The sequence below is a fragment of the Mesorhizobium sp. WSM4871 genome, assembly GCF_055811295.1.
In genome coordinates this window covers 457793-474887 of sequence record NZ_JBVVPU010000001.1, presented here as the reverse complement: position 1 = coordinate 474887, position 17095 = coordinate 457793, and the positions used below count along the sequence as shown (strand labels likewise).

Genomic DNA, 17095 nt, shown 5'->3' with positions numbered 1-17095 from the left:
GTCTAGCTGGCCGATTTCCGCGAGGCGGCATCGACATCCCTGACCAGCGGGATCGCCGGCTGGGCGCCGGGTTTCAGGCAGGCGAGCGAGCCGGCAATGGCGGCACGGGCGAGCGCCTGTTCGAGCGGCACGCCCGACGACAGGCCGGCGGCGAAATAGCCGCAGAACGTATCGCCGGCGCCGACCGTGTCGACAGGGGTGATCTTCAGCGCCGGTACGGTCAGGAAATCCTCTGGTGTCGCGGCCAGCACGCCGTCGCCGCCGAGCGTGACGACAATGGCGCGGCCGGTTTTCTTGGCATAGTCGCGCATCCGCGCCGGACGGTCGCGGCCTTTCAACGACAGGGCCTCGCCGTAAAGGTCGAATTCGGTTTCGTTGGCGACGAGGTAGTCGGCCTTGCCGAGGAAAGGGGCGGCCTCGCCGCGGAACGGCGCCGTGTTGAGCACGGTGATGGCGCCGGCTGCCCGCGCTGCCTCAAGCGCCGCATCGACAGTCTGGAGCGGGATTTCCTGCTGGAGGAGCATAACATCGCCCTTTTTGACGAAGGCCTTGGACAGGTCACCTGGCAGAACGGAATCATTGGCGCCCGGCACGACGGCGATGACGTTCTCGCCGTCGTCGCCGACCATGATCACGGCTATGCCGGTCGAGGCAAAGGTTTCGCCGACGCCGGACAGGTCGATCTTGCCGTCCCTGAGCAGCGCCAGCGCTTCAGTGGCGAAATTATCCTTGCCGACGGCGCCGACCATGCGCACTTTGGCGCCGGCGCGCGCGGCGGCCAGCGCCTGGTTGGCGCCCTTGCCGCCGGGTGCGGTGGCGAAACCGGAGCCGCGCACCGTCTCGCCGGGTGCGGGCAAGCGGTCGACATTGGCGATAAGGTCGAGATTGATCGAGCCGACAACGATGATCAAGAAAAGCCTCCTGCTGAATACGCCGGAAGCTATCTTGTAAGATCGCTGCTTGCCAGACCGCGCGTGATGATCCCACGCGGTCTAATATCAGGCCCCGGTCTGGTCCGAGGGCGTCAAGATCCGACCTGCCCCGCTTCCCAGCCGAGGATGGCGCGTTTGCGGGTCAGGCCCCAATGGTAGCCGGTGAGCGCCCCGGACTTGCCGAGAGCCCGGTGGCACGGCACCACGAAGGACATCGGGTTGGCGCCGACAGCGGCACCCACCGCCCGGCTTGCGCTCGGTGCGCCGATGCGGGCGGCGATCGAGGAATAGGTGCAGGCCTTGCCCATCGGAATGCGCAGCAGAGCTTCCCAGACGCGGACCTGGAAATCGGTGCCGATCATGACGACGCGCAGCGGCTGGTCGGCGCGCCACAGCGCCGGATCGAAGATGCGCGCGGCATAGGGCGCGGTGGCGGCCATGTCCTCGACATAGGTCGCGTTCGGCCAGCGGCTGGACATGTCGGCGAAGGCGGCGCGCTCGCCGCCGGCATCGTTGAAGGCGAGGCCGGCAAGGCCGCGGTCGGTGACCATGATCAGGGCGACGCCAAAGGGCGAGATGTGGTAGCCGTAGCGGATGGTGAGGCCGGCGCCACGCGTCTTGTAATCGCCCGGCGACATCGCTTCATGGGTGACGAAGAGATCGTGCAACCGGCCGGGGCCGGACATGCCGACTTCAAACGATGTCTCGAGCAGCGGCAAGCCGGAATCGAGCAGCCTGCGCGCATGGTCGAGCGTGACCGCTTGCAGAAAGGCCTTGGGCGACAGGCCGGCCCAGCGGGTGAAGAGTTTTTGCAGGCCGGTCGGCGTCTCGCCGACTTCCTCCGCCAATATTTCGAGCGAAGGCTGGTCGCGGTAATCGAGGCTGATCTTCTCGATGGCGCGCCGGACGACTTCATAGTCGCCGCCTTCGGGTGTGATGTCGTTCTGCAAGATCGCTGACGGTTTCATCTGGGTATTCATGGTCATCTGGGCGTTCATGGCAATATCTCCTTGACCGGGAATATCGTTCTTACCGTCCTTGGCCACCACCCGAAACTTGCCTTCCCGCCGCCCACACCCAGATAGAGTCGGCTTTGAGCTGAGGAGGCACATCATGGCCGGCGAAAGGGTGCATCTCACCAAGGAGCAGGAGACGCTGCTGATCACCGTCTATGGCAAGGCGCTGGAAAGCCGGCGGCCCAACTCGCTGCTCAGGGATCATTTCGCTGACGCGGCGGTGCGCCAGATCGATTATGATTTCTCCAGACTCAAGGTCGACGACAATCTCGGCGTCAGTCTGGCGATCAGGGCGAAGACGCTGGACGACTGGACATCAGTCTTTCTGGCGAAGAACCCGAACGCCGTCGTGCTGCATCTCGGTTGCGGGCTCGACACGCGGATATTCCGCATCAATCCGCCACCCGGCGTAGACTGGTTCGACGTCGACTATCCCGAAGTGATCGAGCTCAGGCGCAAACTCTATCCGGCGCGCCACCATTACCGCCTGATCGCTTCGTCAGTCACCGAGCCGGGCTGGCTGGACGAAGTGCCTGGCGACCGTCCGGCCATGGTCGTGGCGGAGGGCCTGACCCCCTACCTCGCCGCCGACGAGGGTCCAAGACTGTTTTCGCGGCTTGTGTCGCATCTGGCCAGCGGCGAACTTGTCTGCGACGCCTACAGCGATCTGGGTCTGAAGTTCGTGCGTCTCAGCCCGTCGTTCCGTGCCACCGGAGCCGAACTCCACTGGGCCATCAACGATTCGCGCGAATTGGAACAGGCGGTGCCCGGCCTGCGGCTGGTGGAGGAAACCACGGCCTACAAGCCCGAACACGCCGCGCGCGTGAGCTGGTTGGCAGGGCTGATCTTTCGCCTCTGGAGCCACATTCCGGCTCTTCGCAGGGTCGGCAGGCTGTTGCGGTTTCGGTTCTGAGGTAACCTCAAGACACCGGTTGCGACCAGGCTTCTGCCCTGCAATAAATCCATTTCTGGAACAGACAGATTTGGCAACCGGAAATGAAACAGCATATACGCGCCGCCGCTGCGTTCCTGCTCGCACCGCCTGTCGCGGCAGCAATTGAGGTTTTCCGGGAGTTTTGCGTGCTCGTTTTTTACAACGGGCTAAATGAAGCGCTTTCCTACCTTGATCAACTCTGGACAGGGCTGAAGTTTGGAATCCTACTGGCGTGGCTTCTTGCACTGTTCTTTGGTCTGCCGCTTTATATCGTTCTGAACTGGCTTAAAATCGTTTCCCCTTGGGTTACGATAGGGTTTGCGGCCGCAATCGGTGCGCTGTTTAATATAGCGCCAGAATTCTTGCCAAAGAATGCAACCACCAATTTCGCTACTGCCAACTGTCAAGTGATTGAAAATGGTGTGCGCACGCTGTGCGGGTATTGGGAGCTAACATCGGACGTGCTGTTTACCGCGACCTTGGGCGCTGTGGCTGGTCTGATTTTTTGGCTTATCTACGCCGATGGCTGGAAGCGGCCAGTTACCTAATCTAGCGCGCCTTGGCAGTCGCCAGCGCCCTTGAAAAGGCAGTGGCAAAGCTCTCGCGATCGTCGGGGTTGAGGAAGCCGCCGATCGGAACGTTTTGCCCTTGTGCTTCCACTGTCATCCTGGTGATGCCGATCTCGGCATGGCGGGCGATCGAAAAACGCGCCCAGAACGGATTGAAGCGGTGCGCTTCCGATTTGCCAGAGGGCGCGGTCTTGCGGATGTCGAGGCTGGTGCGCGAGACCGATACCTCCTCGCGGGCGCGGGCGGCGCGGTAATTGGCGCGGAAGGCGATGTAGATGGCAATCACATCCAGTCCGAAGAAGCCGAACACCGGCCAGGCGCCGCGCGACAGGAAAAACGCGCCGGTGACCAGCCAGCCGAACAGCAGCGCGCCCATCAGCACGGCAAAGCCGGTGCGGCCGAGAGAGCGGTGCGGCGTCAGCAAGGCGTGGAAGAATGGCTCGTCGGCCTGGAAAGAGGCGTTTGTGTCGCTCATGCCGGGATATTATAGGAAGGGAATGGCGAGCCCCAAGTCCAAAAAATCTTCGATGCCCAAAAATTCCCCGACAGCCAAAAATGACCTGCCGCCCGGCCGGCGCGACGGCTCGAACGCCAAGCCGCGGCCCCGGCCGGTGCGGTCCAGCTACAGCCCGGCTGAAGTGCATGAGATTTTCCGGCGGTTTTCCGTGCAGCGACCCGAGCCGAAAGGCGAACTCGAACATGTCAACGCCTTCACGCTCCTGGTGGCGGTGGTGCTTTCGGCACAAGCCACCGATGCCGGCGTCAACAAGGCGACGCGGGCGCTGTTCAAGGTCGCCGATACGCCGCAGAAGATGCTGGCGCTGGGCGAGGCCAAGGTCGGCGATTACATCAGAACGATCGGGCTCTGGCGCAACAAGGCCAGGAACGTCATTGCCTTGTCGCAGGCGCTGATCGCCGACCATAGCGGTGAGGTGCCGGACGATCGCGACCAACTGGTCAAGCTGCCTGGCGTCGGGCGCAAAACCGCCAATGTCGTGCTCAACATGGCCTTCGGCCAGCACACGATGGCGGTCGACACGCACATCTTCCGCATCGGCAACCGGCTTGGTCTGGCGCCCGGCAAGACGCCGGAACAGGTCGAGCAAGGATTGTTGCGGATCATTCCGGACGAATATATGCGCCACGCGCATCACTGGCTGATCTTGCACGGGCGCTATGTCTGCAAGGCGCGCAAGCCGGACTGTCCGGCCTGCGTCATCGCCGACATCTGCAAGGCCGAAGAGAAGACGACAAGCATCCCGGCGCCGCTGGTCGAGATCGCGCCGCTCGGGCCGGCGGACGAAGCCCCGATATAGCTTAAGTCTCCTCGACAAATACCTCCTCACGCTTCTTCTTGACCGCGGGCAGGAAGACGATGACGAGCACGGCGAGCGCGACAAGGAGCAGGCCGGCGCTGATCGGCCTCGTCACGAAGGTGCTTGGGTCGCCGCGCGCGAGGATCATGGCGCGGCGCAGGTTTTCCTCGAGCAGCGGGCCGAGCACGAATCCGAGCAGCAGCGGCGCGGGTTCGCAGCGCAGCTTGGTCAAGAGATAGCCTAGGAAGCCGAAAAAGGCGACGGCGTAGAGGTCGTAGACATTGGTGTTGACGCTGTAAACGCCGATCGAGCAGAACGCCATGATGATCGGGAAGAGCACGTAATAGGGGATGGTGAGCAGTTTTACCCAGAGCCCGATCAGCGGCAGGTTCAAGATGATCAGCATCAGGTTGCCGATCCACATCGAGGCGATAATGCCCCAGAACAGCGCCGGCTGTTCGGTCGCGACATTGGGGCCGGGAACGATGCCCTGGATGATCATCGCGCCGATCATCAGCGCCATGACCGGGTTGGCCGGAATGCCGAGCGTCAGCATCGGGATAAAGGAGGTCTGGGCGCCTGCGTTGTTGGCCGATTCCGGTCCGGCGACACCGGCGATGGCGCCCTTGCCGAATTCCGCCGGGTTTTTCGATACGCGCTTTTCGACCGTGTAGGAGGCGAAGGCCGCCAGGATGGCGCCGCCTCCCGGCAGGATGCCGAGCGCCGAACCGATGATCGTCCCGCGCACTATCGGCGCTGCCATTTGGCGAAAGTCATCGCGGGTCGGCATGAGGCCGGAGACCTTGCGGATCAGCACCGAGCGTTCATGCTCGTTTTCGAGATTGCGCAATATCTCGGCGACGCCGAAGACGCCGACCGCCACCGCGACGAAACTCAGCCCGTCGGCATATTCGCGGATGCCGAGCGTGAAGCGCGGCGTGCCGGTGTAAATATCGGTGCCGACAATGCCGAGCAGCAGACCGAGCACGACCATCGCCAGTGCCTTGACGATCGAGCCGTGGGCGAGCGCCACGGACGAGACGAGGCCGACGATCATCAGCGAGAAATACTCGGCCGCGCCGAACTGCAACGCGATCGCCGTCAGCGGCGGGGCAAAAATGGCGACGAGGAAGGTCGACACGGTGCCGGCAAAGAACGAGCCTATCGCCGCGATCGCCAGCGCCGCGCCGGCGCGGCCGTTCCTGGCCATCTGATAGCCGTCGATGGCGGTGACGGCTGATGAGGATTCGCCGGGCATGTTGATAAGAATGGCGGTGGTCGAACCACCATACTGCGCGCCGTAATAGATGCCGGCGAGCATGATGAGGGAGGAGACCGGGTCACCGATCTGGAAGGTGATCGGCAGGAGCATGGCGATGGTGGCGGTGGCGCCGATGCCGGGCAGAACGCCGATCAGCGTGCCGAGAAGCACCCCGATCAGGCAAAAGCCGAGATTTGCCAGCGATGTAGCCGTGGAGAAACCGAGCGCCAGATTATCGAGGAGTTCCATCTCAGCGCCTCAAAATGCCAGCCATGGACCGAAGCGCCGGAACGGCAGCCCGAGCGCATAGCTGAAGACGAGGAACGCGAACAGCGTCAGGCCCATCGACAGCACGAGCGCGGTCAGCGGCTTCATGCGGCCGCTGGCAAAGGATGCGATCAGCGCCGTCAGGAAGATCGACGGGATGAAGCCGAGGCCGCGCACAGTCAGGCCGAAGAAGATCGGGGCCGGCAGGATGAATAGCATGCCGCGCCAGGCAATATGGCCGATCGGCTCGCTCTCGAAGCGCACTGCCTGGATAAGGATGATGGCGCCAAGCAGGATCAGCACGATCGCCAGGACCAGCGGGAAATAGCCCGGCCCCATGCGGAAGGCGGTGCCGATTTCGAGGCCGAGCGACTGAACTGCGAAAAATGCGCCGAACAGGATGAACAGCACGGCGCACAGGCCGTTGGTCCTGTCTATTGCAAAAGGTTTCATGGCGTTCCTCCCAGAGCGCGTGACCGAAGCGAAAACGGGGCGCTGGTGGCGCCCCGTCTCAAGACCTCAGTCGGCGTACTGGCCGGCGGCTTCGATGATCGGCTTCCAGCGCGTGATCTCGCCTTCCAGCTTGGCCTTCAGCGCGGCCGGCGTGGCGTCGGCCTCTGATGACGGCTTGGTGCCGAGTTCGGCAAAGCGGGCGACGACATTCTGGTCCTTCAACGCGACCTGAAGCGATTTCGACAGGCGCTCGGTGATCTCGGCCGGCGTGCCCTTCGGTGCATAGAGGCCGTGCCAGATGCCGACCTGCACATCGGGAAGGCCGCCTTCCGTCGTCGTCGGCACGTCCGGCAGCACATCGAGGCGTTGCGGCGAGGTGACGGCATAGGCCTTGATCGTGCCACCCTGGATCTGCTTGGTGGTGTTGGTGGTCTGGTCGCACATGATGTCGACCTGGCCGCCGAGAAGATCGGTCATGGCCGGGCCGGTGCCCTTGTAGGGCACGGTGACCAGCGGCGTGCCGATGGCGCTCATGAACAGCATGCCGCACAGATGCGAGGCCGCTCCGATCCCGGCATTGGCGACGGTGATGGTGTCCTTGTTGGCCTTGGCGTAGTCGACCAGCCCCTTCAGATCGGCCGGCTCGAGATCCTTGCGGCCGACGATGGTCATCGGCACCTCGGTGACGAGGCCGACATATTCGAAGGCATTCAGCGTGTCGTAGGCGAGCTTTCTGTAGAGCGTGGCGCTTGTCGCCATGCCGATGTGATGAAGGAGCAGCGTGTAGCCGTCCGGCTCGGCGTTGGCGACGCGGCCCGCGCCCAGCGTGCCGCCGGCGCCGCCGACATTCTCGACGATGACCTGCTGGCCGAGATCCTTCGACATGGCTTCCGCGACGAGGCGCGTGACCGTGTCGGTCGGGCCGCCGGCCGAAAACGGCACCACGACGGTAATGCTGCGTTCGGGATAGGTTTGCGCGCCCGCCGCCAGGGGATAAAGCGTAACGGCCGCGGCGGCAGCCAGAGCGGCGATAAATCTTCTCATCGTGATTTCCTCCCAAGATATGAATTTCCAGCCGCTGCGCGGCGTTCCTCTCGACACCTGCCGCGGATAAAACAACAACTAGCGCAGGCTAGCACATTGCAATCGGACTCAAACCGCAAACTGCCGATATCCGCAACCGTGCGGGCGCGGATTGTCGGTTCGGGATCATGGATCTAGTAGCCATAGCCGCGCGCCATCGCGGCGGCGAAGACCGGGATCGTCAGGAAAACGAAGGCTTCGGCGCGAACATAGGTTTTCACCGAGGCCAGTTCAGCGGCCGGCACGGCGAAGGCGGAATTTGCGACTGCCTGCCTGTTCCAGGAGACGAAGCGGACGGTCGGGATGATCGACAAGAGGCCGACGATGGCGAAGGCCGCCATCTTTGCCCAGAACACCCAGTTGTAGACGTAGAATTCCCAGCCCTTGAGGCCGTAAAGGACGCGGCTGACGCCGACAATGATGATCAGCATGGCGATGATGCCATAGTGGCGGTCGATGCCGACCAAGCGCCGGAGCGTCGCTGCCGGCAAGTCGCCGCGGATCAGGACAAATTCGGCGCCGATGATGCCGGCCAGCGAAAACACCAGCAGATGATGGATGATGGCCAGCACAAGATCGGTGGTGTCCATGCGCTTTCTCCTCCCTCGGACGGTATGCGCCGATGCGCTGAATCAGCCCCTGCGAAAGGTAGCATCGTTCGGCAAAATTCCCAGCGGGGCTTGCGTCGGCTGTCGGCGTTTGCATTGGCATTGCCTGCGGTCGGTTTCGCGCTGGAAGGCGATCTGCAGAGTCTTGGCCCTTGTTCGGCGCAAGCAAGTTGCTAACACTGCCCACTTTCAATTTACGCATGATCCTTTCCAGGATCGGGAGTGGTTTTCCGGGTCAGGCGCAGCGAGGGACCTATGGGCAGTTCGAAAGCAGCCGGCGTGCCAGTCATCGAGACGGAGCGCACTTTTCTGCGGGCGCATCGGCTGGATGATTTCGACAGCTATGTCGCCATGTGGGCCGATCCGGCCGTCACCCGTTTCGTCGGCGGTAAGCCGCGCACGCGGGAGGAAAGCTGGATGCGTTTCCTGCGCCATGCCGGCCTGTGGTCGCTGCTCGGCTACGGCTTCTGGGCGATCGAGAACAAGGCGACCGGCCGCTTCATCGGCGAGGCCGGCTTTCATGATCTGAAGCGCGATATCGAGCCGTCGATCGAGGGCGTGCCGGAAGCGGGCTGGGCGCTGGCTCCCGACGCGCATGGCCAGGGCTTGGCCAGCGAGGTCGTCGGGCGGATGCTTGCCTGGGGTGACGAGACATTCGGGCGCGCCAGAACCGTATGCATCATCGATCCGGAAAATACCGCTTCGCTCAACGTCGCGGCCAAAAGCGGCTACCGGGAAGTCCTGCGAACCACCTATCACGACGCCGCCACGATCCTGCTGGAACGGCGGCCCTGAGGCCGGGCCATCATGTGAGGCTGGTCAAGCGGAGTTGAGGCTTTCCACGCGTTCCGTGCCGGCCTCGCGGGCCGCAAGTTCAAGCACTGAAGCGTCTTCGCCGAACGCGCGGGTGGCGTGGGCGGCTGCTTCGATGAGCGGCCGTTTCATGCGCTGGAGAAAGGCTGTGTCGACGCGCGTGCTGGGCCCGGCCAGCGTCAGGGCGCCGAGCAGGACGCGGCCCGGTCCGAACACGGGCGCCGACACGCCCGCCGTCTCAGGGTCGCGGTCGCCCACCGTCAGAAAGTGATAGGTTTCGCGGATCGTTTCGTAAGGCTCGCCCGGCTCACCGGAAAATGCCGCCAGCACACGTCCGCCCGAACCGGCCAGCAAAGGCAGTACGTCGCCCTCCCGTATGGTGTAGCGAATGGGGTGCTTGGACTCGACACGATAGAGACAGGTGCGGACATCGCCCGAGCGGACATAGAAGGCAACGCTTTCCCAGCTGCGGTCGGCGAGGTCGCGCATGATCGGCAGCAGGACGTCACTCGCCACCACCGAACGCTGGTAGAGGGTGCCGAGCCGGAAGGTAGCCGGACCGACGCGGTAGCGGCCATCGTCGAGGCGTTCCAGCAACTGTCCGCGCAATAGCGAGCTCGCCAGCCGCAAAATGGTACTCTTGTAGAGGCCGGTGCGCGCCGCGATTTCAGCCAGGCTGAGCGACCGGTCGGCCGCGGCGAAAGCGTCGAGAATGGCGATCGCCCGATCGAGCGCGGCAACGCCATCGGTCGACGCCGGTCTGGATCGTGCTTGCGTCATCTGTCCGACGTTTCTCATTTCATTTCCGGCCAGGTGGACCGGAACGATCATGCCTTACGTAGAACGTTCTGTCCAGAAGAATGGCGTTCCTGTTGACAGAACGCAATAAAATCAGCAAGAATTTTGCCGAGCGGGTCTGAATTCAGGCTACGTTTCTGGCAGGCACCGGAGGAGGTGTCGTGATTTGGAGGAATCCCATGCTGAACAGACGCAGATTTTTGACGAGCACCGCCGCGGCGGGTGCTGCCGGTTTCGCAGCGTTGCATCTCTCGCCCGCCTTTGCGCAGGATGCGCCGCAGGTCCAGATCTTCGTGCCGGCGGCGCCCGGTGGCGGCTGGGACCAGACGGCACGCACGATGGACCAGGTGCTGCGCAGTGAGAAGCTGATCTCCGGCTCGCAAATCACCAATGTCGGTGGCGCCGGCGGCACGGTCGGCCTGCCGCAGTTCATCAACCAGTGGAACGGCAAGGGCAATTCGATGATGGTTGCCGGGATGGTCATGGTTGGCGCCATCATCGCCAACAAGTCGGCCAACAATCTCACCGAGGTCACGCCAATCGCCCGGCTGACGGGCGAGTTCGAGGCGCTGGTGGTGCCGGCGGCCTCGCCATTCCAGACCGCAGCCGATTTCGTCGCCGCCCTCAAGGCCGATCCGACCAAGGTGCCGGTGGCCGGCGGTTCGGCCGGCGGCTCGGACCACATCCTGTTCGGCCTCATCGCCAAGACGGCCGGTGTTCCGGCAACCAGCCTGTCCTACGTGCCGTTCGCCGGTGGCGGCGAGGCGCTGTCGGCGCTGCTCGGCAACCAGGTGGCGGCCGGCATCTCGGGCTTTGGCGAGTTCTCCGAACAGGTCAAGGCGGGAGCGCTCAGGCTGCTCGCCATCTCGGCCGACAAGCGCCAGGACGGCATCGACGCCCCGACGCTGAAGGAGGCCGGCATCGATGTCGAACTGTTCAACTGGCGCGGTGTCTTCGCACCGCCCGGCGTCTCGGACGCCGACAAGGCGGCGCTGATCACGCTTGTCGAGACCATGGCCAAGAGCGAGGCCTGGGCCACCGAATGCAAGAACCGCAACTGGACGCAAATCCTGCTCACCGGTGACGACTATGCCAAATTCCTCACCGAGGATACGGCCCGCATCGGGACCATTCTCAAGGATCTCGGCCTCGCCTGATCTTCCCGGAAGGGGCGGCTTGCGCCGCCCCTTCGACATTTCGCCAACCGCATGGACATGTGGTCCCATCGCAAGCGAGACTGCGGTGAAAGCCGGCTGGAGCATGCCGGCCATCCTGGGAGGACATTCATGAGCACCAGCGACCAGCAGGCGCACCCGCCACGCCTTGCCGTGCCCGAATTGCTGATCGGCATCGGGCTTCTGGCCTGTGCCGCGGCCGTTGCCTGGCAGACCTTGGCGATCCCGGTGTCGCCGCTCTATTCCAAGGTCGGTCCGACGGTGTTTCCCTACATCACCATGACAGGCATGGTGATCCTTTCCCTGCTCCTCATCCTGGCCGCCCTGCGTGGTGGCTGGCAGCCCGAGGAGGAGAAAGAGACGCCGACCGATTGGAAGGCGATGGGCATTGTTGCCGCCGGGCTCGTCGCCAACCTGGTGCTGATACGCCCGCTCGGCTTCACAGCCGCCTCGGTAATCATGTTCGTTCTCATCTGCCACGGCTTCGGCAGCAGGCGTCCGCTGCGCGACGCGCTGCTCGGGCTGATCCTGGCGCTGGCGGCCTATTTCGGCTTCGCCAGGGCGCTCGGCGTCAACATCGGCGCCGGCTTCATCGAGAACCAGCTGAATGCCGCCATCAACGCCATCATCGCGATGGTCAGGGGGTGAGGCGATGGAAACCCTCAATCAACTCGCGCACGGATTTTCGATCGCTTTCACACCGGTCAACCTCATGTGGTGCCTGGTCGGCACGACGCTCGGAACCGCGATCGGCGTGCTGCCCGGCCTCGGGCCGGCGCTGACCATCGCGCTGCTTTTGCCGATCACCTACCAGGTGGCGCCGGAAGCGTCCTTCATCCTGTTTGCCGGCATCTATTACGGCGCCATGTATGGCGGCTCGACCACCTCGATCCTGCTCAACACGCCGGGGGAAAGCGCCACCATCGTTACAGCACTCGAGGGCAACAGGATGGCCCGCTCCGGCCGTGGCGGCGCGGCGCTGGCCACCTCGGCGATCGGCTCCTTCGTTGCCGGCACGCTTGGCACGCTGGGCGTCGCCTTTCTGGCGCCGGTCGTGGTCAAGTTCGCACTGTCCTTCGGTCCGGCCGAATATTTCTCGCTGATGGTGCTGGCCTTCATCACCGTCTCGGCGGTGCTCGGCTCGTCCTCGGTGCGCGGGCTCACCAGCCTGTTCGCTGGCTTCGTCATCGGCATGATCGGCGTCGACCTGCAGACCGGGCAGCCGCGCTTTACCTTCGGCATCGGCGAACTGCTCGACGGCGTCGATGTCATCATCGTCGCGGTCGGCCTGTTCGCTGTCGGCGAGACGCTCTACATGGCCTCGCGCCGCTATGCCGGCAAGGACGAGATCGTGCCGCTGAAAGGTTCGCTCTACATGACCGCGGCCGAATGGGGACGCTCGTGGAAGGCATGGCTGCGCGGTGCCGCCATCGGTTTCCCTATCGGCGCGATGCCGGCCGGCGGCGCCGAAATCCCAACCTTCCTGTCCTATGCGATCGAGAAGAAGCTGTCGAAGCACAAGGACGAGTTTGGCACGGTCGGCGCCATCGAAGGCGTCGCCGGCCCTGAAGCCGCCAACAATGCCTCGGCCGCCGGCGTCCTGGTGCCGATGCTGACGCTCGGCCTGCCGACCTCGGCGACGGCGGCTATCATGCTGTCGGCCTTCCAGAGCTACGGCATCAATCCCGGGCCGCTGCTGCTCACGACGCAGGCCAATCTCGTCTGGGGCCTGATCGCCAGCCTGTTCATCGCCAACGTCATCCTCGTCGTCCTCAATCTGCCGCTGATCGGGCTGTGGGTGCGGCTTTTGAAGATCCCGGCGCCGCAGCTTTATGCCGGCATCCTGGTGTTCGCCACGGTCGGCACCTACGGCATTTCGCAATCGCCGATCGATCTCGTCATCCTCTATCTCCTGGGTGCTGCCGGCTTCCTGATGCGACGCTTCGATTTTCCGACGGCGCCGGTGATTATCGGAATGATCCTGGGGCCACTCGCCGAGACGCAGTTCCGCCGGGCGATGACGATCTCGAATGGCGACTGGTCGGTGTTCTACACGCACAAGCTGTCGCTGACGCTCTTGACACTGGCCTTCATCGGCCTGGCCGGCCCGCATATCTGGGCTTACATCGAGCACCGGCGCCGGCGCGGGCCGGAGCATGTGCCGGGCGATGCCTGAGTTGTTTGGGAGATCATGACCGAGCTTTTGTCCGGCATCCGCGTCCTTGACCTGACCAATGTCCTGGCCGGCCCTTACTGCGCCTATCAGCTGGCGCTGCTCGGGGCCGACGTGATCAAGGTCGAAGCGCCGCAAGGCGGCGATCTGGCGCGTCAGCTCGGCGCTTCGCCCGAACTCAACGAGGCCGGGATGGGCGCTTCGTTCCTGGCGCAGAACGCCGGCAAGCGATCGGTGATGCTCGATCTCAAGCAGGAAGCCGATCGCGAGCGCTTCCTCGATCTGGTCGCCACGGCGGACGCGCTGGTCGAGAACTTCCGGCCGGGGGTGATGGAGCGGCTGGGCCTCGGCTATGCCAGTCTGAAAGAGGTGCGGCCCAGTCTCGTCTATTGCGCGATATCGGGCTTCGGCCAGACCGGACCGATGCGCGACAATCCGGCCTATGACCAGATCATCCAGGGGCTTTCCGGCATTATGAGCATCACCGGCACGCCGGAGACGGCGCCGCTGCGTGTCGGCTATCCCGTCGCCGACACGCTGGGCGGGCTGGTCGGGGCCTTCGCCATCGCCGCGGCACTGGTGAAGCAGAAGACAAGCGGTGAGGGCGCCTTCCTCGACGTGTCGATGCTCGAATGCACGCTTTCGGCGCTCGGCTGGCCGGTCTCCAACTATCTCACGGCCGATGTCGAGCCGCAGCCGATGGGCAATGAGAACATGACGGCGGCACCTTCCGGCGCGTTTCGCACCGGCGACGGCCTGCTCAACATCGCCGCCAACAAGCAGGAGCAGTTCATCTCGCTCTGCCGGCTGATCGGGCTGCCCGAGCTGGCGTTGGACCCGCGCTTTGCCGAGCGCGAGACACGCAAGCGCAATCGCGCTGTATTGAAGGTGCTGATCGAGGACGCGCTGGCCAGCGCCTCGGCTGCCGTCTGGGAGGAGAAGCTCAATCGCGCGGGCGTGCCGGCGGGCCGGGTGCTGACGATCCCGCAGGTGCTCGAGGAGCAGCAAGTGACCTTGCGCGACATGACCACTCGTTTCGATGGTATGCCTGGCATGGACCGGCCGCTGACCGTCGTGCGCGGCGGCTTCATGGTCGACGGGGTGGCGCCGTTACCGGTCAGGCCGCCGCCGGCGCTCGGCGAACATATGGACGAGGTCTTTTCGGACCTGCCGCCACGTGCTCAGACAAGGTCGCGGGCCAAGAATGGGTCGCGGGCCAAGGATGGGGCGCGCGCATGAGCGGCGAGGAAAAAAAGACCGGGCGCGAGCGTGGCGAGGAATGGTGGCAGACCGACATCATCGAAATGCGGCCCGGCGTGATCCGGCTGCGCGGCTATGAGATCCAGGATCTGATCGGCCGCGTCAGCTTCCCGGCGATGATCTGGCTGATGCTGCGCGGCGAATTGCCCAGCGAGGAGCAGGCTGCCTTGCTTGGCATCGCACTCGGGGCGGCGGTCGACCATGGGCCGCAGGCGCCGTCGATCGCCATTGCCCGCATGGCGGCCACCTGTGGCGTCGGCATCAACAGCGCCATGGCCTCGGCGATCAATGTGCTTGGCGATGTGCATGGCGGCGCCGGCGAGCAGGCGCTTGCCTTCTACGGCGATATTGCCGCGGCGCAGGATGCAGGATCGACGCTTGCCGATGCCGTCTCGGTGCGGCTCGATCGTTTCTTCGCCGAGGACAAGGGCTATGTGCCGGGCTTTGGCCACCGCTTCCATCCGGTCGACCCGCGTGCGCCGCGCTTGCTTGAAGTGACCCGCGATTTTGCTGCGCGCGGCGTCGTCGGCGGGCGCTTTGCCGACATCGCCGAGGCTGTCGAGGCCGAGGTTGCGCGGCGCAAGGGCAAGAAGATCCCGCTCAACATCGACGGCGCCACTGCCGTTATCTATGGCGAACTCGGTTTTCCGCCGCCGCTGACACGCGGGCTTTTCGTGCTGTCGCGCTCGGTCGGCATCCTGGCGCATGCGTGGGAGCAGTCGCAGCAGAGCGACCGTAACAAGGGCCCGTTGCCGCGCGAGTGGCTGTGGGCTTACACCGGGGCGCCGGTACGGGCTTTTCCCGGAGTGGATGAAGAGGGTCGGTGAGGCGCGGCCTTATGTGTCGTTGCTTCAGTCAGAGGGCCGGCTCTGAGGGTGGTTCCGGAATCTCCAGGTCTCTCAACAGCGTCGACAGCTCGGGTTCGTCGATGAGCATCGCCGCGTCTTCCGCTGCCAGCCAGGCGCGTTGCCGGCTTTCCGCTTCCTGCCAGTTGGCGAGTTCCTCCGTCACCGCCAGCAAATAGACGATGACGTCGACGCGCACGAAGCGGTTTTCAAGCCGCTTCCAATAGGAATAGGTGCCGGCCGGTTGCCTGAGCATCTTGCCGGTCACCCCGGCTTCTTGCTGCGCCTCGATGGCGGCTGCCTTGCGCCCGCTCTTGCCCTTCATCGGCCAACCCTTGGGCACGATGAAGCGCCTGGTCGCGCGCGAAGTGACCAGCATTACCTCGACATTGCCGTGTCCGTTCAGCCGAAAGGGAATAGCCGCGACCTGGCGGATCCTCTCGCCCCTCCTTGCCTTGCGTACGGCCTTCTTTTTGGCGATTGCCATTCCCCACGATCCGATGAAGGCGGTTCCCCAGTGAAACCGATGCGGTTCGCTAAGCTGGGCGGCGCCTCAAATCAATAAGTCGGCTAAATAAATGAAAAACGCCAGCCTGTCAGCGGCACGTTCTGACAAAACTGCTGCCCGACGGCTGCAACTGGCAACTCGGCTTCACCTGCGGCACCACCGGCCGCTGTTGTGGCACGATCTGGCGATCCTGGGCACGGAACTGCTGCTGCTGCTGCTGATACTGCTGCCGCTGCAGCCTGTTTTGCAATATCTGCAAGTCGTTTTGCTGGATCAGCGTGTTGCGATTGGCGGAGTTGACGGTCTGTGCCGCGACGGACGAAGCTGCGCCCGACAACACGCCCATTGCCAGCAGTGCCGACATGAAAATCGTTGAAATACGAGGCTGCGACATTGCGTTCATTCCCGCGCCATGGAGAGACAGCCCTTAATATAGGGCGTCTGTCCGCCGATGCCATGGTTAAGGTCCGGTCGCAGCGGGATCGATGCGCGCCTGCCGCGAGGACTTAACATTCGTCAATTCTAATGTGCCGGCTGTCCGATCGGCTTTCCATCTCGTTGACCGGCTTCAGCGGCGAGCCAGCGTCTCGGTGTTGCGCGACTAGGCATTCATTCTTTCATTCGGGCGAATCCGCCTGGAGAATTACGGCTGCGTACAATTCGTCCGCGCTTGTAGCACTGCGGATTTTTTTCAAAACCTCGTGCGACCGCAGCTGGCGAGCCACGCAGGCAAGGGCGTTCAGATGATCCTTCCTGCTTTCGCTCGGCATCAGCAACAGAAAGACGATGTCCACCGGAATGTCGTCGACGGCCTCAAAATCGATCGCCTTGCCCAGCCGGGCAAGCATACCGAATGGATGGACCACGCCCGCCACACGCGTATGTGGAATGGCGATGCCCTCGCCAATGCCCGTGGAACCGAGTTTTTCCCTGTCAACAAGCGCTTGCAGTATCGGCCTTTCTTCAATCCCGAGCGCCTCGCTGGCTTTGGCGGACATAGTCTGAAGAACACGCGATTTCGACTTGGCCGCGAGGTCAATGACCACGCTTTCTGGCCGGAGGAATTCGGCGACTCTCATCTCGT

At 63.8% G+C, this 17095-nt stretch carries 20 protein-coding genes; 9 read left to right on the top strand and 11 right to left on the bottom strand.

Translation table 11 applies throughout. The features are described 5' to 3' along the window. Nucleotides 1–2 precede the first annotated feature (2 nt). Together AC0L2H_RS02375 and AC0L2H_RS02370 are read right to left on the bottom strand one after the other, a co-directional pair. Nucleotides 3–911 carry a ribokinase gene (locus AC0L2H_RS02375; protein WP_473588685.1) on the bottom strand — a complete coding sequence of 303 codons (909 nt, stop codon included), beginning with the start codon at nucleotides 909–911 and terminating at the stop codon, nucleotides 3–5. Nucleotides 912–1024: 113 nt separating this feature from the next. Beyond that, nucleotides 1025–1930, bottom strand: coding sequence for a methylated-DNA--[protein]-cysteine S-methyltransferase (locus AC0L2H_RS02370; protein WP_473588684.1), 906 nt, complete (start codon nucleotides 1928–1930; stop codon nucleotides 1025–1027). Between the two features lie 115 nt (nucleotides 1931–2045). On the opposite strand from AC0L2H_RS02370, the gene AC0L2H_RS02365 reads away from it, so the two are divergent. Together AC0L2H_RS02365 and AC0L2H_RS02360 are read left to right on the top strand one after the other, a co-directional pair. Beyond that, on the top strand, nucleotides 2046–2861 hold the full coding sequence (locus AC0L2H_RS02365) for a class I SAM-dependent methyltransferase (protein WP_473588683.1): 816 nt from the start codon (nucleotides 2046–2048) through the stop codon (nucleotides 2859–2861). 83 nt (nucleotides 2862–2944) lie between these two features. Next, nucleotides 2945–3430: a hypothetical protein gene (locus AC0L2H_RS02360; protein WP_473588682.1), complete on the top strand. Its 486-nt coding sequence runs from the start codon at nucleotides 2945–2947 to the stop codon at nucleotides 3428–3430. A gap of 1 nt (nucleotide 3431) precedes the next feature. Here AC0L2H_RS02360 and AC0L2H_RS02355 read toward each other — a convergent pair whose 3' ends face one another. Further along, nucleotides 3432–3926, bottom strand: a complete 495-nt coding sequence (locus AC0L2H_RS02355; protein ID WP_473588681.1) for a DUF2244 domain-containing protein — start codon at nucleotides 3924–3926, stop codon at nucleotides 3432–3434. Nucleotides 3927–3948: 22 nt separating this feature from the next. Here AC0L2H_RS02355 and nth point away from each other — a divergent pair, with 22 nt between their 5' ends. Continuing rightward, nucleotides 3949–4767: an endonuclease III gene (gene nth / locus AC0L2H_RS02350; protein WP_473588680.1), complete on the top strand. Its 819-nt coding sequence runs from the start codon at nucleotides 3949–3951 to the stop codon at nucleotides 4765–4767. Nucleotide 4768: 1 nt separating this feature from the next. Here nth and AC0L2H_RS02345 read toward each other — a convergent pair whose 3' ends face one another. The 4 genes from AC0L2H_RS02345 to AC0L2H_RS02330 all read right to left on the bottom strand — a co-directional run bounded on the left by AC0L2H_RS02345 (nucleotide 4769) and on the right by AC0L2H_RS02330 (nucleotide 8421). Then, nucleotides 4769–6277, bottom strand: coding sequence for a tripartite tricarboxylate transporter permease (locus AC0L2H_RS02345; protein WP_473588679.1), 1509 nt, complete (start codon nucleotides 6275–6277; stop codon nucleotides 4769–4771). Between the two features lie 9 nt (nucleotides 6278–6286). Beyond that, entirely contained in the window at nucleotides 6287–6748 is a 462-nt protein-coding gene (locus AC0L2H_RS02340) for a tripartite tricarboxylate transporter TctB family protein (protein WP_473588678.1), read from the bottom strand. 66 nt (nucleotides 6749–6814) lie between these two features. Further along, a complete protein-coding gene (locus AC0L2H_RS02335) occupies nucleotides 6815–7792 on the bottom strand; it encodes a tripartite tricarboxylate transporter substrate-binding protein (protein WP_473588677.1) in 978 nt (325 codons plus the stop codon). Between the two features lie 173 nt (nucleotides 7793–7965). Next, a complete protein-coding gene (locus tag AC0L2H_RS02330; protein WP_473588676.1) occupies nucleotides 7966–8421 on the bottom strand; it encodes a DUF2214 family protein in 456 nt (151 codons plus the stop codon). Nucleotides 8422–8694: 273 nt separating this feature from the next. Between AC0L2H_RS02330 and AC0L2H_RS02325 the strand changes: the two genes are divergently transcribed. Continuing rightward, entirely contained in the window at nucleotides 8695–9234 is a 540-nt protein-coding gene (locus AC0L2H_RS02325) for a GNAT family N-acetyltransferase (RefSeq protein WP_473588675.1), read from the top strand. A 24-nt stretch (nucleotides 9235–9258) separates the two neighbouring features. Here the strand turns inward: AC0L2H_RS02325 and AC0L2H_RS02320 are convergent, their stop codons facing one another. Further along, nucleotides 9259–10032: an IclR family transcriptional regulator gene (locus tag AC0L2H_RS02320; protein WP_473588876.1), complete on the bottom strand. Its 774-nt coding sequence runs from the start codon at nucleotides 10030–10032 to the stop codon at nucleotides 9259–9261. Nucleotides 10033–10229: 197 nt separating this feature from the next. Between AC0L2H_RS02320 and AC0L2H_RS02315 the strand changes: the two genes are divergently transcribed. From AC0L2H_RS02315 to AC0L2H_RS02295, 5 genes are all read left to right on the top strand, one after another. Next, complete coding sequence (locus AC0L2H_RS02315; protein WP_473588674.1) at nucleotides 10230–11207, top strand: Bug family tripartite tricarboxylate transporter substrate binding protein; 978 nt, start codon at nucleotides 10230–10232, stop codon at nucleotides 11205–11207. Nucleotides 11208–11336: 129 nt separating this feature from the next. Further along, nucleotides 11337–11873, top strand: coding sequence for a tripartite tricarboxylate transporter TctB family protein (locus AC0L2H_RS02310; RefSeq protein WP_473588673.1), 537 nt, complete (start codon nucleotides 11337–11339; stop codon nucleotides 11871–11873). 4 nt (nucleotides 11874–11877) lie between these two features. Beyond that, on the top strand, nucleotides 11878–13401 hold the full coding sequence (locus tag AC0L2H_RS02305) for a tripartite tricarboxylate transporter permease (protein WP_107651145.1): 1524 nt from the start codon (nucleotides 11878–11880) through the stop codon (nucleotides 13399–13401). 15 nt (nucleotides 13402–13416) lie between these two features. Further along, entirely contained in the window at nucleotides 13417–14637 is a 1221-nt protein-coding gene (locus AC0L2H_RS02300; RefSeq protein ID WP_473588672.1) for a CaiB/BaiF CoA transferase family protein, read from the top strand. Next, nucleotides 14634–15485: a citryl-CoA lyase gene (locus AC0L2H_RS02295; RefSeq protein ID WP_473588671.1), complete on the top strand. Its 852-nt coding sequence runs from the start codon at nucleotides 14634–14636 to the stop codon at nucleotides 15483–15485. The genes AC0L2H_RS02300 and AC0L2H_RS02295 overlap by 4 nt, the downstream gene beginning before the upstream one ends. A 28-nt stretch (nucleotides 15486–15513) precedes the next feature. Here AC0L2H_RS02295 and AC0L2H_RS02290 read toward each other — a convergent pair whose 3' ends face one another. The 3 genes from AC0L2H_RS02290 to AC0L2H_RS02280 form a co-directional block, all read right to left on the bottom strand. Next, nucleotides 15514–15990, bottom strand: coding sequence for an NUDIX hydrolase (locus tag AC0L2H_RS02290; RefSeq protein WP_473588670.1), 477 nt, complete (start codon nucleotides 15988–15990; stop codon nucleotides 15514–15516). Nucleotides 15991–16099: 109 nt separating this feature from the next. Beyond that, nucleotides 16100–16405 carry a hypothetical protein gene (locus AC0L2H_RS02285; RefSeq protein ID WP_473588875.1) on the bottom strand — a complete coding sequence of 102 codons (306 nt, stop codon included), beginning with the start codon at nucleotides 16403–16405 and terminating at the stop codon, nucleotides 16100–16102. A gap of 223 nt (nucleotides 16406–16628) precedes the next feature. Further along, entirely contained in the window at nucleotides 16629–17090 is a 462-nt protein-coding gene (locus tag AC0L2H_RS02280; RefSeq protein ID WP_473588669.1) for a PTS sugar transporter subunit IIA, read from the bottom strand. Nucleotides 17091–17095 lie beyond the last annotated feature (5 nt).

Bases quoted from the DNA above. Each gene is read 5' to 3' on its own strand.
- AC0L2H_RS02370 (WP_473588684.1), bottom strand. From the start codon at position 1,930: ATGAACGCCCAGATGACCATGAATACCCAGATGAAACCGTCAGCGATC.
- AC0L2H_RS02365 (WP_473588683.1), top strand. From the start codon at position 2,046: ATGGCCGGCGAAAGGGTGCATCTCACCAAGGAGCAGGAGACGCTGCTG.
- AC0L2H_RS02360 (WP_473588682.1), top strand. From the start codon at position 2,945: ATGAAACAGCATATACGCGCCGCCGCTGCGTTCCTGCTCGCACCGCCT.
- AC0L2H_RS02355 (WP_473588681.1), bottom strand. From the start codon at position 3,926: ATGAGCGACACAAACGCCTCTTTCCAGGCCGACGAGCCATTCTTCCAC.
- nth (WP_473588680.1), top strand. From the start codon at position 3,949: ATGGCGAGCCCCAAGTCCAAAAAATCTTCGATGCCCAAAAATTCCCCG.
- AC0L2H_RS02345 (WP_473588679.1), bottom strand. From the start codon at position 6,277: ATGGAACTCCTCGATAATCTGGCGCTCGGTTTCTCCACGGCTACATCG.
- AC0L2H_RS02340 (WP_473588678.1), bottom strand. From the start codon at position 6,748: ATGAAACCTTTTGCAATAGACAGGACCAACGGCCTGTGCGCCGTGCTG.
- AC0L2H_RS02335 (WP_473588677.1), bottom strand. From the start codon at position 7,792: ATGAGAAGATTTATCGCCGCTCTGGCTGCCGCCGCGGCCGTTACGCTT.
- AC0L2H_RS02330 (WP_473588676.1), bottom strand. From the start codon at position 8,421: ATGGACACCACCGATCTTGTGCTGGCCATCATCCATCATCTGCTGGTG.
- AC0L2H_RS02325 (WP_473588675.1), top strand. From the start codon at position 8,695: ATGGGCAGTTCGAAAGCAGCCGGCGTGCCAGTCATCGAGACGGAGCGC.
- AC0L2H_RS02320 (WP_473588876.1), bottom strand. From the start codon at position 10,032: ATGACGCAAGCACGATCCAGACCGGCGTCGACCGATGGCGTTGCCGCG.
- AC0L2H_RS02315 (WP_473588674.1), top strand. From the start codon at position 10,230: ATGCTGAACAGACGCAGATTTTTGACGAGCACCGCCGCGGCGGGTGCT.
- AC0L2H_RS02310 (WP_473588673.1), top strand. From the start codon at position 11,337: ATGAGCACCAGCGACCAGCAGGCGCACCCGCCACGCCTTGCCGTGCCC.
- AC0L2H_RS02305 (WP_107651145.1), top strand. From the start codon at position 11,878: ATGGAAACCCTCAATCAACTCGCGCACGGATTTTCGATCGCTTTCACA.
- AC0L2H_RS02300 (WP_473588672.1), top strand. From the start codon at position 13,417: ATGACCGAGCTTTTGTCCGGCATCCGCGTCCTTGACCTGACCAATGTC.
- AC0L2H_RS02295 (WP_473588671.1), top strand. From the start codon at position 14,634: ATGAGCGGCGAGGAAAAAAAGACCGGGCGCGAGCGTGGCGAGGAATGG.
- AC0L2H_RS02290 (WP_473588670.1), bottom strand. From the start codon at position 15,990: ATGGCAATCGCCAAAAAGAAGGCCGTACGCAAGGCAAGGAGGGGCGAG.
- AC0L2H_RS02285 (WP_473588875.1), bottom strand. From the start codon at position 16,405: ATGTCGCAGCCTCGTATTTCAACGATTTTCATGTCGGCACTGCTGGCA.
- AC0L2H_RS02280 (WP_473588669.1), bottom strand. From the start codon at position 17,090: ATGAGAGTCGCCGAATTCCTCCGGCCAGAAAGCGTGGTCATTGACCTC.